The organism is Entomomonas sp. E2T0 (assembly GCF_025985425.1).
In the GTDB taxonomy this organism is placed as follows: Bacteria; Pseudomonadota; Gammaproteobacteria; order Pseudomonadales; family Pseudomonadaceae; genus Entomomonas.
Window position 1 is genome coordinate 1,457,409 of sequence record NZ_CP094972.1, and the last position, 13,524, is coordinate 1,470,932.

16 protein-coding genes and 1 tRNA gene are annotated in these 13,524 nt (G+C 36.1%); 1 reads left to right on the forward strand and 16 read right to left on the reverse strand.

Annotation, left to right across the window (positions count from 1 at the left end; translation table 11 throughout):
- Positions 1 to 24: 24 nt before the first annotated feature.
- The 10 genes from MTZ49_RS07000 to MTZ49_RS07045 form a co-directional block, all read right to left on the reverse strand.
- The gene (locus tag MTZ49_RS07000) at positions 25 to 1,389 is read right to left on the reverse strand and encodes an aspartate aminotransferase family protein (protein WP_264747627.1); all 1,365 of its coding nucleotides are present in this window, start codon (positions 1,387 to 1,389) and stop codon (positions 25 to 27) included.
- Positions 1,390 to 1,501: 112 nt separating this feature from the next.
- Positions 1,502 to 4,138 (reverse strand): bifunctional lysylphosphatidylglycerol flippase/synthetase MprF, encoded by a 2,637-nt coding sequence (gene mprF, locus MTZ49_RS07005; RefSeq protein WP_264747628.1) that lies wholly within the window; start codon positions 4,136 to 4,138, stop codon positions 1,502 to 1,504.
- Between the two features lie 138 nt (positions 4,139 to 4,276).
- A complete protein-coding gene (locus MTZ49_RS07010; RefSeq protein WP_264747629.1) occupies positions 4,277 to 5,671 on the reverse strand; it encodes a phosphomannomutase CpsG in 1,395 nt (464 codons plus the stop codon).
- Between the two features lie 9 nt (positions 5,672 to 5,680).
- On the reverse strand, positions 5,681 to 6,514 hold the full coding sequence (gene galU / locus MTZ49_RS07015) for a UTP--glucose-1-phosphate uridylyltransferase GalU (RefSeq protein WP_264747630.1): 834 nt from the start codon (positions 6,512 to 6,514) through the stop codon (positions 5,681 to 5,683).
- A 68-nt stretch (positions 6,515 to 6,582) separates the two neighbouring features.
- Positions 6,583 to 7,572, reverse strand: a complete 990-nt coding sequence (locus MTZ49_RS07020; protein WP_264747631.1) for a glycosyl transferase family protein — start codon at positions 7,570 to 7,572, stop codon at positions 6,583 to 6,585.
- Entirely contained in the window at positions 7,569 to 7,901 is a 333-nt protein-coding gene (locus MTZ49_RS07025; protein ID WP_264747632.1) for a TusE/DsrC/DsvC family sulfur relay protein, read from the reverse strand. Before MTZ49_RS07025 ends, MTZ49_RS07020 begins: the two co-directional genes overlap by 4 nt.
- Positions 7,898 to 8,194, reverse strand: coding sequence for a sulfurtransferase complex subunit TusB (gene tusB, locus MTZ49_RS07030; protein WP_264747633.1), 297 nt, complete (start codon positions 8,192 to 8,194; stop codon positions 7,898 to 7,900). The genes MTZ49_RS07025 and tusB overlap by 4 nt, the downstream gene beginning before the upstream one ends.
- On the reverse strand, positions 8,194 to 8,553 hold the full coding sequence (gene tusC, locus MTZ49_RS07035) for a sulfurtransferase complex subunit TusC (RefSeq protein ID WP_264747634.1): 360 nt from the start codon (positions 8,551 to 8,553) through the stop codon (positions 8,194 to 8,196). The genes tusB and tusC overlap by 1 nt, the downstream gene beginning before the upstream one ends.
- A complete protein-coding gene (gene tusD / locus MTZ49_RS07040) occupies positions 8,553 to 8,948 on the reverse strand; it encodes a sulfurtransferase complex subunit TusD (protein WP_264747635.1) in 396 nt (131 codons plus the stop codon). Before tusD ends, tusC begins: the two co-directional genes overlap by 1 nt.
- 53 nt (positions 8,949 to 9,001) lie before the next feature.
- Positions 9,002 to 9,676 (reverse strand): Bax inhibitor-1 family protein, encoded by a 675-nt coding sequence (locus MTZ49_RS07045; RefSeq protein ID WP_264747851.1) that lies wholly within the window; start codon positions 9,674 to 9,676, stop codon positions 9,002 to 9,004.
- A 197-nt stretch (positions 9,677 to 9,873) separates the two neighbouring features.
- Here MTZ49_RS07045 and MTZ49_RS07050 point away from each other — a divergent pair.
- Positions 9,874 to 9,964 (forward strand) — tRNA-Ser (locus MTZ49_RS07050).
- 100 nt (positions 9,965 to 10,064) lie between these two features.
- On the opposite strand, the gene MTZ49_RS07055 is transcribed toward MTZ49_RS07050, so the two are convergent.
- The 6 genes from MTZ49_RS07055 to MTZ49_RS07080 all read right to left on the reverse strand — a co-directional run bounded on the left by MTZ49_RS07055 (position 10,065) and on the right by MTZ49_RS07080 (position 13,308).
- Positions 10,065 to 11,132, reverse strand: a complete 1,068-nt coding sequence (locus MTZ49_RS07055; protein WP_264747636.1) for a tyrosine-type recombinase/integrase — start codon at positions 11,130 to 11,132, stop codon at positions 10,065 to 10,067.
- Between the two features lie 16 nt (positions 11,133 to 11,148).
- A complete protein-coding gene (locus MTZ49_RS07060) occupies positions 11,149 to 11,409 on the reverse strand; it encodes a DUF4224 domain-containing protein (RefSeq protein ID WP_264747637.1) in 261 nt (86 codons plus the stop codon).
- Between the two features lie 130 nt (positions 11,410 to 11,539).
- A complete protein-coding gene (locus MTZ49_RS07065; protein ID WP_264747638.1) occupies positions 11,540 to 12,163 on the reverse strand; it encodes a lambda exonuclease family protein in 624 nt (207 codons plus the stop codon).
- Positions 12,150 to 12,674 carry a hypothetical protein gene (locus MTZ49_RS07070; RefSeq protein ID WP_264747639.1) on the reverse strand — a complete coding sequence of 175 codons (525 nt, stop codon included), beginning with the start codon at positions 12,672 to 12,674 and terminating at the stop codon, positions 12,150 to 12,152. The genes MTZ49_RS07065 and MTZ49_RS07070 overlap by 14 nt, the downstream gene beginning before the upstream one ends.
- A gap of 130 nt (positions 12,675 to 12,804) precedes the next feature.
- Positions 12,805 to 13,035, reverse strand: a complete 231-nt coding sequence (locus tag MTZ49_RS07075; protein ID WP_201091141.1) for a hypothetical protein — start codon at positions 13,033 to 13,035, stop codon at positions 12,805 to 12,807.
- A gap of 9 nt (positions 13,036 to 13,044) precedes the next feature.
- Entirely contained in the window at positions 13,045 to 13,308 is a 264-nt protein-coding gene (locus tag MTZ49_RS07080) for a hypothetical protein (RefSeq protein ID WP_201091139.1), read from the reverse strand.
- Positions 13,309 to 13,524: the final 216 nt, after the last annotated feature.

The following is a 13,524-nucleotide window of genomic DNA, read 5'->3' on the forward strand; positions in this document are numbered from 1 at the left end:
GAAAATTCTTATCGTGAAACACTTTTATTTTGCTTTAGCATCTTGCCAAGTTAAATCTAAACATTTCACTGCTTTTTCAATTAGTTCATCAACTTCAGTTTTAGTAATAACAAGTGGTGGAGCAATAATCATAGTATCGCCTACAGCACGCATAACAAGGCCATTGTTAAAGCAATGTTCACGACACATCATGCCGGTATTGCCACCTGCAAAACGTTCTGCTGTTTGTTTATCCTTAACTAATTCTAAAGCACCAACCATGCCAAGTGCTCTTGCTTCTCCTACCAATGGGTGATCAGCTAACTGAGTCCATTTTTCTAATAGATAGGGGGCTGTATCACGTTTAACTAGATCTAAAATGTTTTCATTTTTAAGTATATTGATATTTTCTAAAGCAACTGCTGCAGAAGCAGGGTGTCCTGAGTAAGTATAACCATGATAGAACTCACCACCTTGATTTAGTACTTCAACAATTTCATCACGTACAATAACACCACCCATGGGTAAATAACCAGAGGTTAAACCTTTGGCAATAGGCATTAAGTCAGGTTGAATGCCATAGTATTGGCTACCAAACCATTCACCCGTACGACCAAAACCACAAATTACTTCATCAGCTACAAATAATATATCGTATTTATTGAGGATTTCTCTTACTTTTGGCCAATAAGTGGTAGGTGGAATAATAACGCCACCAGCACCTTGAATAGGTTCTGCAATAAATGCAGCTATTTTCTCTACACCAATTTCTTGAATTTTTAGCTCTAATTGTTCAGCTGCCCAAATACCAAACTCTTCAGGTGACTTGGTGCGATCACTACCATACCAATAAGGTTGTTCTATATGCACTATGCCAGGTAATACTCCGCCTTGTTTATGCATTGCAGGCATACCACTGAGACTAGCCCCTGCTACAGTAGAACCATGGTAACCATTATTTCTACCTATAATAATTTGTTTGTTGGGTTGCCCTTTGGTTGCCCAATAATGGCGCACCATACGCACCACTGTATCATTAGATTCTGAACCTGAACCTGTAAAAAATACATGATTCATTCCTTCAGGCGCTAGTTCAGTAATTGCTTTAGCTAGTTCAATAGCAGGTGGATGAGCTGTTTGGAAGAAAAGATTATAGTAGGGTAGTTCAAGCATTTGCTTATAAGCAGCTTCTGCTAATTCTTTGCGGCCATAGCCTACGTTGACACACCAAAGCCCTGCCATGCCATCAAGAATCTTGTTACCTTCTGTATCCCATAAATAAACCCCTTTGGCTTGTTTAATAATACGTGCACCTTTAGCGTTTAACTGTTGATAGTCAGTAAAAGGGGGAAGTAAGTGCTCTCTTCCTAAGTCTTGTAATTGAGCAGTTTGAGAATTCTGTGTTGTCATTATTCGAGGCCTCAAGTTTGGATACAAAGAGAAGACCTAGCATATAGCGAGAAGCTAGTCTTTTGCAAGTAATTAAGACTTAAGAAGCATAAAGGATGCCATCTATAGACTATTATTGACGTTTAACTAGTTTAGTAAAGCTACCTGCTATTAGCGCAGCGGTATCAGTTAATGCAATTAATGGGTCTAGCCCTGCGGGTACAGCCATATAGCGCGCTTCCCAATTGGGGTTAAATTTTTCTTTAAAGCGGCTTAAACCTTGGAAATTATAGAATTGATTGCTACGCCTAAATACTAGTGAGCCTAAACGGTAAGCAATAGGAGCGCCTTTACTAGGTTTTAATTCTGAAAGAGGATTTAGTCCTAAACTAAATTGTTTAACACCTTGTTCTTTTAGATCTATTGCTAATGCAATAAGTAAGTATTCCATAGTTAGCTTTGGCGCATCAGGGTGGACTTGCATTAAATCAAAAGCCACTAAATGTTTAGAATCGGTTTCTAGTAAATTAACAAAAGCAATAATCTCGCCCTTAAAATCAACAGTAGCAATTCTAAAGTGTTGTAAATAGTCTTCAGTAAGTTTGCCAAGGGAAAAGCCCCTTTCCTGTTCTTGTTTCTTTATAAGGGAAATGTCTGTAAGAGCTTTGAGTTTTTCAAAAGGCAATTCACCTTGATTATAAATTTTTAATGATAGGTTGTTGCTTTGTGCGGTATGCCATATTTGTTGTAATTCTTGTTTATCTTCGCTATCAATATCAAAATTGGCAAGGTCAATAATAGCTTCATCACCCAGTTTAATAACGGCTAAACCAATATCCATATAATTTGATAGTGTTTCAGGCTGTACTTGATAGAAAACAGGGCGGACATTATGTAAATCACAATAATCGCGGAATTGCCAAATAAGTTCGTTATGATGTTGTGGATTACCTACAGGGTCAAATAGTGCAACAAGGCTTCGACCATGACAGGCATACATAATGAAAGCGTCCTGTTTAGAATGAAATAGAATGTCTTTATCTTTACTTAATACCAATCCACCGTTAGGTTGTTGCGAGTTTTTAATGATGTTTTCAGCTAAAGCTAATTGTTCATCATCAGGTATTAGAATTTTAGGTGGGGAAGTATGTAATAACCATGTTATAACAATAACGCCTAATAAGAGGCTACTGCCTGTAATTGCCCTTAACCCTCTACTAGCATCTGCATCTAAAGTAAATTGCCACCATAAATCACTGCTATAGGGAACATGGCGATAAGTGAAGAAAAATAACCAGATAGAGATGGCAACGGTGCCTCCTGCAATAATAAGTGTTACTGCGGAGTAAGGAATATCAAGTATCTGACTTGGTCGATAAAATACTTTACGAAAGGTAAGTAAACAGCCAGCAGCAAATAAAAGTAAGGCTGCTATTTGCCAATCTAGTCCTCTTAATAAACAAAATAAAGTGCCTGATAGCATTAAAATAAGTGTAAAAGTCCAAGCGCTAGATAATCTTCGCCACAAACCTTGTGCAGAGACCAAGCACAATGTGCCAATTATACTGGCTACTAAATGTGAGCTATTGATAACATAGTCAGGGACAAAGCTAGCCAAATAATTTAGGTAGTGTTCTGGTTCAGGTTCTACCCCTGAGAAAATAAGTGTGACACCAGAAATAAAGACTAATAAAGCCATAACAGGCGCTGCTACGCTTGAAGCAAGACGGGCAGCATGGCGCGAAGAGGCAAATTGCCTTGCTTCTGCTACTAATAGCACTAGACAAGCCACAACTAGTGGCATTACAACATAGATTAGTCGATATAAGAATAATGCCGCTAATAAACCTGGTTGGTCTAATTGCGATTTGAAAGCTGCCAATAGTACTACCTCAAATACTCCTAAACCACCAGGAACATGACTGAGTACGCCTGCTGCTAAAGCCAATAGATAAACAGTTAAAAATGTACCAAAGGGAATATCGGCAGAGTTGGGTAGTAAACAATAAAGCACAGTACTTGCTGCAAGCATATCGAGCAAAGTAATTACAAATTGCAGCATGGTAATACGCATACTAGGAACACGTATGGTAATTAAGCCTAAACTAAGATGGCGACTATCAATTGAAGGATAGTTAGGTGAGATAAAACGACTAATAATAAACAGAAAAATGATATAGCTTACAATCACAGCACTAGCAATAATAACCAGTAAGGTTTCATTTAAATATAATGCTTTAGCTGAGTAGTGAATATCGGTAAAAGCCATTAATGCAGCAATGGGGGGCAGGGCTAAACCTAAGGATAGGCTAGCAAAAACAGTCATTTGAATAATAGCCATGGCAGGTGTGTTTTTCTTGCTATAGACCCTATATCGAACAGAGCCACCAGTTAGCATAGAAAAACCTAGTGCATTACCAATAGCAGCGGCTGAAAGACCACCCAAGGCTAAAGTAGAAAGGGGTAGTTTGGCATCGGCATAACGACTGGCAGACCATTCATAGCCAAAAATCATACAATAACTGGTAATGGCTGCTAATATGGCAAGGCCTATGGCATACCAAGAAACATTATTAAAAGCTGTAGTTAGACTTTGTCGATCAATATCTTCCACAAGGTGAGCAAAAGCAACTAATGCGAGTGCAAAGACGATAACAGTAAACGCTATACCAATACGTTGTTGATTACGACGGAAAAAAGCCAACAATCCTGTTTGTTTCTCAGGTGACGTATGACAAGAAATATCTGGTTGGTCGGACTGCTGCGTCATAATGATTTAACTATATCTTTAACTCAATAACTTAGATGATTATAAGTTAATCCTTGTAGTAAAAGTAAGGTTTTTTATGATAACTCATCTAATTGATGACCTATGGGCTAATAATTTAGTCTATAGGTCATTTTTCTATTAAATTTGTCTAATAAAGCTTAGTAATTCCTGTGTTTTTTCTTTTAATAATTGAGGGTTATTGCGGCTTTCTACATTTAGACGAATAACAGGTTCGGTATTAGAAGCACGTAAATTAAAACGCCAATCTTCATAATCAATGCCTACACCATCAATATGCTCGATTTGTTTAGCATTTTTGCCATAGTGTTGTTCAACACTAGCCATTACTTTTTTAGCATCAGTTACGGTTAGATTAATCTCACCTGAAGAAGGGTAAGCAGCAATACGCTCATTAACCAGTGCAGAAAGCGGTTGTTGTTTACGACTCATTAATTCAATAATTAATAACCAAGGAATCATACCGCTGTCACAGTAGAAGAAATCACGAAAATAATGATGAGCACTCATTTCGCCACCATAAATGGCATCATGTTTACGCATAGTTTCTTTAATAAATGCATGGCCTGCCTTAGTAGTCACTGCTTTACCATTATTATTGGCAATAATTTCTAAGGTGTTCCAAGTCATACGAGGATCAAGAATAATGCTGGCGCCTTGTTCTTTTTGTAAAAAAGCTTCTGCTAGTAAGCCAACAATATAGTAACCTTCAATAAATTGGCCTTGTTCATCAAATAGAAAACAGCGATCAAAATCACCATCCCATGCAATACCCATATCAGCTTTATGTGCTAGTACCGCATTACGGGTGACATCACGATTTTCTACTAAAATAGGATTGGGAATACCATTAGGGAAAGTACCATCTGGTTCAAAATTAATTCTAATAAACTCGATAGGTGCGTTGGCTTTTTTAAGAGCTTTTTCTAATACATCTACTACAGGACCAGCTACACCATTGCCAGGATTAACCACTAGTTTTAATGGTTTAAGTGCTGTTAGATCAACATAAGACAATAAGTGTTTTGTATAGTCGTCTCTGGTGTTAACTTGTTGGTAACTACCTCGATTACTCTCACTAATACTAGGATCTCGACCATCTACTAAATCGTAAGACAAGGTTTCAGCAATAGCCTGAATCTCTTTAAGACCTGTATCAGCTGAGATTGGCTTTGATTGTTCTCTAACAAATTTAAAGCCGTTGTAATCAATTGGATTATGGGAAGCAGTGACTTCAATACCACCAGATGTTTGAAGGTGGGTAGTGGCAAAGTAAATTTCCTCTGTGCCTGTTAAACCAAGATCAAATACATCAACACCTTCATCCCTTAAGCCATTAGCTAAAGCTGCTTTTAAACTAGCAGATGTAGCGCGGATATCGCCGCCTAACACAATAGACTTCGGCTTTAGCCATTGAGCAAAAGCGCGGGCAATACGATAAGCGATTTCTTCGTTTAGTTCTGTACCTAATTGTCCACGGATATCATAGGCTTTGAAACAGGTAAGTGTGCTCATGGTTTATCCTTAAATTTCGTTCTTGTAAATGTTTTCATAACAAAAGTTAGTAGCTTCAACAAAGCCCTCTGCACTACCACAATCAAAACGACGACCTTGGAATTTATAGGCAATTACACAACCGTTTTTAGCTTGGGTTAATAATGCATCCGTAATTTGTATTTCACCATTTTTACCAGGTGGTGTGTTTTCTAAAATATCAAAGATATCAGGGGTTAAAATATAACGACCAATAATCGCAAGATTAGAAGGTGCTTCTTCTGGTGCTGGTTTTTCAACCATATTAGTGACGGTATATAAACCTTCTGTAATCATATTACCCTCAATAACACCATAGCGGCTTATTTCTGCTTTAGGTACTTCTTCTACAGCCACAATAGAGCAACGGAATTGTTTATATAATTTAACCATCTGAGCTAATACACCATCACCTTCTAAATTAAGGCAAAGGTCATCGGCTAGTACGACAGCAAAAGCTTCATCACCAATCAATTGTTTACCCGTTAAAATGGCATGGCCTAAGCCTTTCATTTCAACTTGGCGTGTGTAAGAGAATGTACAATGAGTGATTAAATCACGAATACTGTTTAATAAATGTTCTTTAGATGAACCAGCAATTTGGCTTTCTAATTCATAACTGATATCAAAATGATCTTCTAAGGCTCTTTTGCCACGGCCTGTTACAATAGCCATGTTTTTTAAGCCTGCATTTTTTGCCTCTTCTACTGCGTATTGAATAAGTGGCTTATTAACAATAGGCAACATTTCCTTTGGCATGGCTTTGGTAACAGGTAAAAAACGTGTTCCGTATCCAGCAGCAGGGAAAAGACATTTGGTGATCATAATAACTCCATTAACACATTATCTATAAAATCTTAATATTTTTTAATATGGGCAAGTGAGCCTGATAACTAATGATGTAGTTGCCATAGCTGATTGGCTTCTGTTAGCGCCTGTTCTCTGGTCATGCCTAGCCCTCTAAAAGCGAGCGCTATAGTAGCAGGTATTGCTAAATCTGCGTATTCATCTTTCACCTTTTTTTGCCACACCGCAATAAGATGATCTGGATTGATTTCGCTTGGTTTTAATAATCGTTGTTCAGTTAAGGCAGGCCAAGTTTCTTGCCATAAGGAACCATTGCTTGTTCCTAATAGCACACAATTATTATCTGCTCTCACCTCGTTTTCACCACCTTCACCTTTAATGATAATAGTGTTATCACCCAATAATTGACTAGCTTGCTGATGAATCGCTTGATAGTTAGGGTGAAAAATACTTTGTAAACTACAACGTGCCTGTAAAGGGTTTAATAAACGAACCAGTGAATGGATAGGTGAGCGCACACCGAGTAAAGGCCTTAACTCAATAATTTGTTGTAGTTTGGGTGAAAAATGTTGTAAGCCAATAAAAGCAATATGTTGATCTTTTAACGATCGTTCTACTTGTTGCCAATCTTTGCAATCATTGATGTTTAAAACGGGTAAAAATTGTTCTGTATAAAAACGATCACTGGTGTGTTGTCCTGCACCATGTAACAGTATAGAAACACCTTGTTTGGCTAATAGTTTGGCCGCTAATAAATACCAAGGGTAATGTCTTTTCTTACCTGCATAGCTTGGCCAATCAATATCTACAGATATTTTAGGAGCTTGCGTATGGGCACGTACTGCTTTTGCGAAGCCTGCTAACTCTTCAAAAGTTTCTTGTTGATAGCGTAGTAATAATAAGAAAGCACCTAGTTGAACATCTTCTACTTTATTTTCTAGAATCATATTCATAACTGTTTCAGCTTCAGCAAAGGTTAAGTGGCGAGAGCCATTTTGGCCTTTACCCAAAATACGAATATATTCAGCAAATGGATGTTCAGTAATAGATTTTGTGGGTGTGATAGTCTGATTCATAGGCAATTAGTCGGTTTTGGTAAGCCTGCTAACTTAGCAGCAAGCTTAGCAGGGCTTCCTTTAAATAGTAAATTGAGTTGTAAGCTATTGGCTTGTTCTTTATCTAAATGTTGGCTTAAATATTTGATTAGTGGCCGATTAGCAGGAGAAAGTTCATACTGTTGATAAAATTGGCGTAACAAATTAATAATTTGCCAATGTGGTTCAGTTAATGTAATAGATTCTAGCTCTGCTAATTTTTCAGCAACAACAGTAGACCAATCTTGTAAATTAACAAGATAGCCTTCATCATCTAATTCAATCGGTTTCTGCTCAACGGTTATTATCATAGCCAACTAACAACTTTTAAATATTGAGTACATAGCTCTACAAATTGTTGATAATTGATTATTTTGACATTATCTAAGCCAATTTGCACTGCTCTAGTCACAATATCTTCATCTAAAGCATAAATAATAATAGTTGACTCTCGTAGCAATTTAAGAGGGGCGGTATTGGCTAGTAAAGCATAAACGGCATCACCTGTTAATAAAACAGCATCTGCTGGGCTAACAAAAGCTAAAGCTTGTTCAAATTGATTGCCTGTGAAAGGACTTTCATTAAATAAATGTAATGTACTCATTAGCTAGTTACCACTACATCATATTGAGTTAATAAATGAGCTAATTGCTGTTGTGGTATAAGCTTGGTTGGTAAAATCAATTGCTCTGTGGTTAAGCTTCGTTGCTGTAGGCTCTGTTCGGCTACTAATAACTCATCAATACCAAACAATGGCAGCGCTTGTAAGTTAGCGGATATATCTTTTTGCTGAATAGTTTTAGCTTGTTGATTCGCTACTAATTGAAAAACGCCATCTTCTAGAAAGAGTAAGCTAATAGGTAATTCAAAAGCACCACCCGCTAAAGCCAAATCTAGTGTTTCCCTAACAGAAATATTGCTCCAAGGACCCTGTTTACAAATGATTAACATCGACTTAGCCATTAAGCATTACCCCCAAAGCAAACAAAACGATCACTATTCTGGATGGCTTCATGCAATTGCCCTAATCCTGATAATTGCCAAGGTGGCGAGATAGTAATAGCTGTTTTTTGATAACGTTTTGCTTCCGTTGTATCTAATTGGCCACGACGTAATGCAGCTGCAATACAGACAACAGCATCTAAATTATTTTCCTCAATAAAGGTTTGCCATGCTAAGCGAATATCAAATTCATCCTGAGGCGTTACTATACTACTAACAGCATTATAAACGCCTTGCTGGTAAAAAAATAAACGCTCAATAGTATGGCCTGTTTGCAATACAGTTTGAGAAAAGTGTAATGCTCTTCTAGAGGCAGAGCTTTGTGGTGGAGAGTAGATAGCAATAGTAAATTTCATAAGTACTTATATAAAAAAGCCCGCAAAGCGGGCTTTTTGAGCTAAAGGGAGTATTAGTCGTTAGAAGCAATACCTAAAATATTCAATAAATGAACAAACATAAAATAGATATCCATAAATAATGACATAGTAGCCATAATATAGTTAGTTTCTCCCCCATGAACGATGGCACTGGTTTTCCATAAAATACCAGCAGCAGAAATTAAAATAATACCTGCACTAATAGCTAAGGATAGCCCTGGAATATAGTAACCAAAAAGTGGTGCTATAAAAAATAGAGCAATAGCGCCAAGTATTATAAATGCACCTACTACTATAAAATTGCCCAAAAAGCTCATGTCTTTACGTGTAATCAATACAAAAGCAGAAAGACCAAAGAAAGCAAAAGCAGTTAGAGCAAAAGCAGTAAATACTATGTTGGCACCATTAGGAAGGTATAAGTAATAATTAATAGCTGGTGCTATTGAAAACCCCATAAAACCAGTGAAAGCAAAAAGACTGGCTAAACCCCAAATAGAGTTTCTTAATTTTGTAGTTAAAAACATTAAGCCCCATGCACCTGCAAAAAAGACAAAAATATTTAATTGTCTAAAATTGGCAGCCATAGCGATTAAGCAACAAATAGCAGAAAAAGTTAAAGTTAGTGCTAGTAGGGCATATGTATTACGTAAAACCTTGCTTACTAAAAGTTGACTGGCATGTTCCATCACATAATTATCACTAGCCATTGTGTAAGTAGTTGGCTCGTGAGACTTATAACGATCATTCATAAATACAGCTCCTAAATATTGTGAATCCAGTAGTAATTGTTAAGTTAAGTAGTAATTTGTAATTTTAATAAGTTAGATAATATACATTTATCAAAAAAAAACAACAGATAATATTTGACAGACTGTAACAATCGGGTATTATATGCGTCCGAAACGGAAGTGTGGCTGAGTTGGTTTAAAGCACCGGTCTTGAAAACCGGCGAGGGTTAACGCCCTCCCAGAGTTCGAATCTCTGCGCTTCCGCCAGATATGCCCTGTATCACAATAGATACAGGGCTTTTTTGTTTTTAAATAACTGTATGAAAAAAACAAATCATTTCCGCAATTATTTAACGAGTTTCCGCAATTATTTGTTACTAATGCCTCTATTTACTGGCTCTACTTCTTGACCAACCCTAATATAAATCTTCTTAGTAATTTCCTCTTTTGTATGGCCTAGTAGCTTACTGGCTAATTCAATATTATTCATATCACTAGCTGCTTTGGGACGTAAATCTTTAAATTGGAACTCTTTAATATGCTTTGCAAACTCTTCATCATTATTCGCTAGAGCTTCGTTGATAGCTGTGTTTCTGGCATTTTCGAATCTATACCTTCGCATTGAGTAGGTCATGCCTCTGTCTTTAATAGTAATTAAGTAGGGAGAACTATCATTTTTTCTTTTCAAAATATCATCAATAAGTAATCCTAAACCAGTACGTCCAGTTTCATTGTTAAGCTTGATTCTTAATTTGTGAGTTGTTTTATTTTGTCCTATAAATAAATGATCTTCCGTAATATGTGATAACCTGATTTTTATAGCATCTGCTGGACGCTGACCAGTAAAATAGGCAATCATCATCGCATCTTTTAGTTCTTGAGGAGCATGTTTATATACTGCAAGAAATACTTCATCATCGGCATAGTAATCTCTTAGTTTTTCTTTATTTTTACGTACACCAGTAACAGGATTATATGTTACATACCCCCATTCTTTAGCTATATTATAAATATGGGAAAGCAAAGACATTTCTCTATTAGCTCTTACTTTGGCAGTCCTTGCGTCACGGTACTGCGCTATATGATGGGAGGTTATTTCATCAATTGGTGCATCATCAAATACTTTTCTTAGTTGTCTTAATGAATCCCTGTTGTCACTTTGGGTTTTAGGTGCTTTACTAGGTATAATTTCATTTTCATATCTGTCAAATACATAGCCTAAAGTTTTAATATCTTTGGGAGCCTCTGTCATTTCAAGTTCAGCCCATTTTATTTTTGCTTTATCAAGATCAGTACCTAAAGGGATTTCTTTCCGTTTCCCATTTTTTCGACAGTCATAATAATAACCAATCCACATTTTGCCATTTTTAAGCAATCTGTTTCGTCTAAACATATGAGGAGGTAAGTCCCTATTTTCAGGTTTTTTCTTTCTCATATACTATACAATGGCCTTAAGTCAATTTACTTAAATCTAGTTTCCATTTTTGTTTAGGTTCATCTTCAATCGTTTTAGTGGATGGTGAGCCTAACTTACTGAACATTACTTCCATTAAAAGCTTTGGATGGTTAGCACCATTAACTTCAAAAGGGTAGTTTTTGCGAGTAAGCCACTCTATTTGTTTGTATGGTGCTTTATATCCAGTTAATTCTTCTAAAAGTTCTTTGCTAACAAATATTGATTTACCGCCTTTTTCCTCTTGTGATTCAGTCATCTAGCCCCTCTTTACTAAGAATTAAATTACTTTTTTAATTACTGACTTAGTAGAGAAAGTTCTACAACTAAACCAGTAATTAATTTTATCGGTCATACGTAATTCGATTTCCAACTAAAGAGGTATTGTGCTAGTAGTTACTCCGAATATTGCGTAAAACATCCTGTACTAACTTAATAAACTGTGATCGTCTTTCTCTCAATCTTTCTATATCCTCTAAATAATCACTTCTATTAAGTCGGTAAACAAATAACCTTGAATCTTCTGGAAAATCAGAGCAATAACTTATAAAGTCTACCCAATCTCTATTGGTACAATCTAAGTGGCCTATCAATTGCCATCTATAGGTAGGATCAAAGGATTTTCTTTTAAGAGTGGCATAATGAGTTGAAGCAATTACACTTTTAATTTCGATTACACCATCGTCATCAACCAGCCCATCAGGTGAGTCACCATAATCGCTATGATCAAAAAAGCCACCATTAGTCACATCAACAAAATAGGTATTTTCGTAAAGCATCCTTGCTACTGGTTCTTGTTCATGGCCTCTTTCCATGTGTCTATTACTAAAGCTATGTTCTGCTTTTTGACCTGTAGCTAACTCTAAAGCTACTTGTAAAGCATATTTCTTTGCTGTATCACCAAATGCACCACCATCATTGGCCATGATATGGCCAAAATTAGAGGCAGTGACTTTTCCTAGTCTGACCTGCTCCCAAGCTTCACTATTTTGCTGAATGTTATGCCATTTCATAGCTACACTCCTCAATTAGTTGAGCTTGGTGTTCTTGAGACATACTGACTTTAGCAAGCACTTTGTCTAAATTGCCATTTTTCTTATAGGATTTTTTAGCATTTTCCCATTGAACTGTATGCTCAGGTAATAACCTTACCTTTTCAGAGCTAAAGGGTGAAATCCTTAAACCTTCTACCGTATCACGACCAAATTTAACATTACTATCAACATAGATAGTAACTTTTACATCTTGCCAATCTTCTAAAAATGAAGAGCCAGTGAGTTGTCTCATAACCTTACTATTAGAGACATTTAAAATCATAGGTTTTAATGGTTCACCTACTCTAATTTCTTTTTCTACAAAATAAGCCGTATTAAACGCTTCTTTTGTTTTCTTGGTCTTGTCTAACTCCAGTACCACATACTTAATAGTGAGTACAATGGGTTCAACTATATCGGCACTGCTTAAGTACGGTGACTTAAAAGCCTTTCTAAAATGTGTTTTACTTGGTTGATTGTTCGATGACATTCTCAATACCTCTGCTAGTATTCATTTTGCTTAATACCACTGTTGCTAATGGGAGAGGCTTACAAACCTTCTGTATTAAGCGGATAGTAAAAAAACTACAATTTTTTAACCTGACTTTTTAGAAATAAAATCATGGCATTAACATAAGTAATAATTTTTGGTGATAGTGATCTATTTCCCTTTGGGCATTTTCTGTATCTTCAGAAACATAAAGGTTCATTAACACATGACCTTTTGAGTTTTTAATGGATGCAGATACAGAGCCAAAACCATATTCAAAATAGGGTTGTAACCTCGGTTCTTGTTGTACTACCTTTGCTTGTAATACAGAAATTTCAGCAGCTTTAACTAAATCAAACATGATGTTCTCCTAAGCAGCTTGTTTACCAAGTACTTTTAAAATTGTTTCTTCTGCAAATTTTTTAAGGTGTGGTCTAAAAACTGTTTGATAAATGCGACTAACTTCATTCCAGTCTTTACGTTCAATTGCTGCATAAAGATCAATATCAGCAGTAAGGTTATTTCCAACTAAACCGTTGATAGCTTCCGCAGCAGCATCTAATGCATAATTAGTAGGAATAATTAAGTTATTACATGTTCTGTTTTCTAATAATTCTTGAACTTGACTGAGCATTTTAGGAATCCTCAATAGATTATTTCATTTGTTGAAATAATTATGAAGTTAAAATACATATTTGTAAAGAAAAACTACATATTATTATGTATTATTAATACATTTTATTTATATCTATATGAATTAAATAATAAATTATTGTTTTTTAATTTATGGATTCACTAACGAAGAACAATATATTTGAGTGTAGTTGAGAAAAAGAGTGATATCACATTA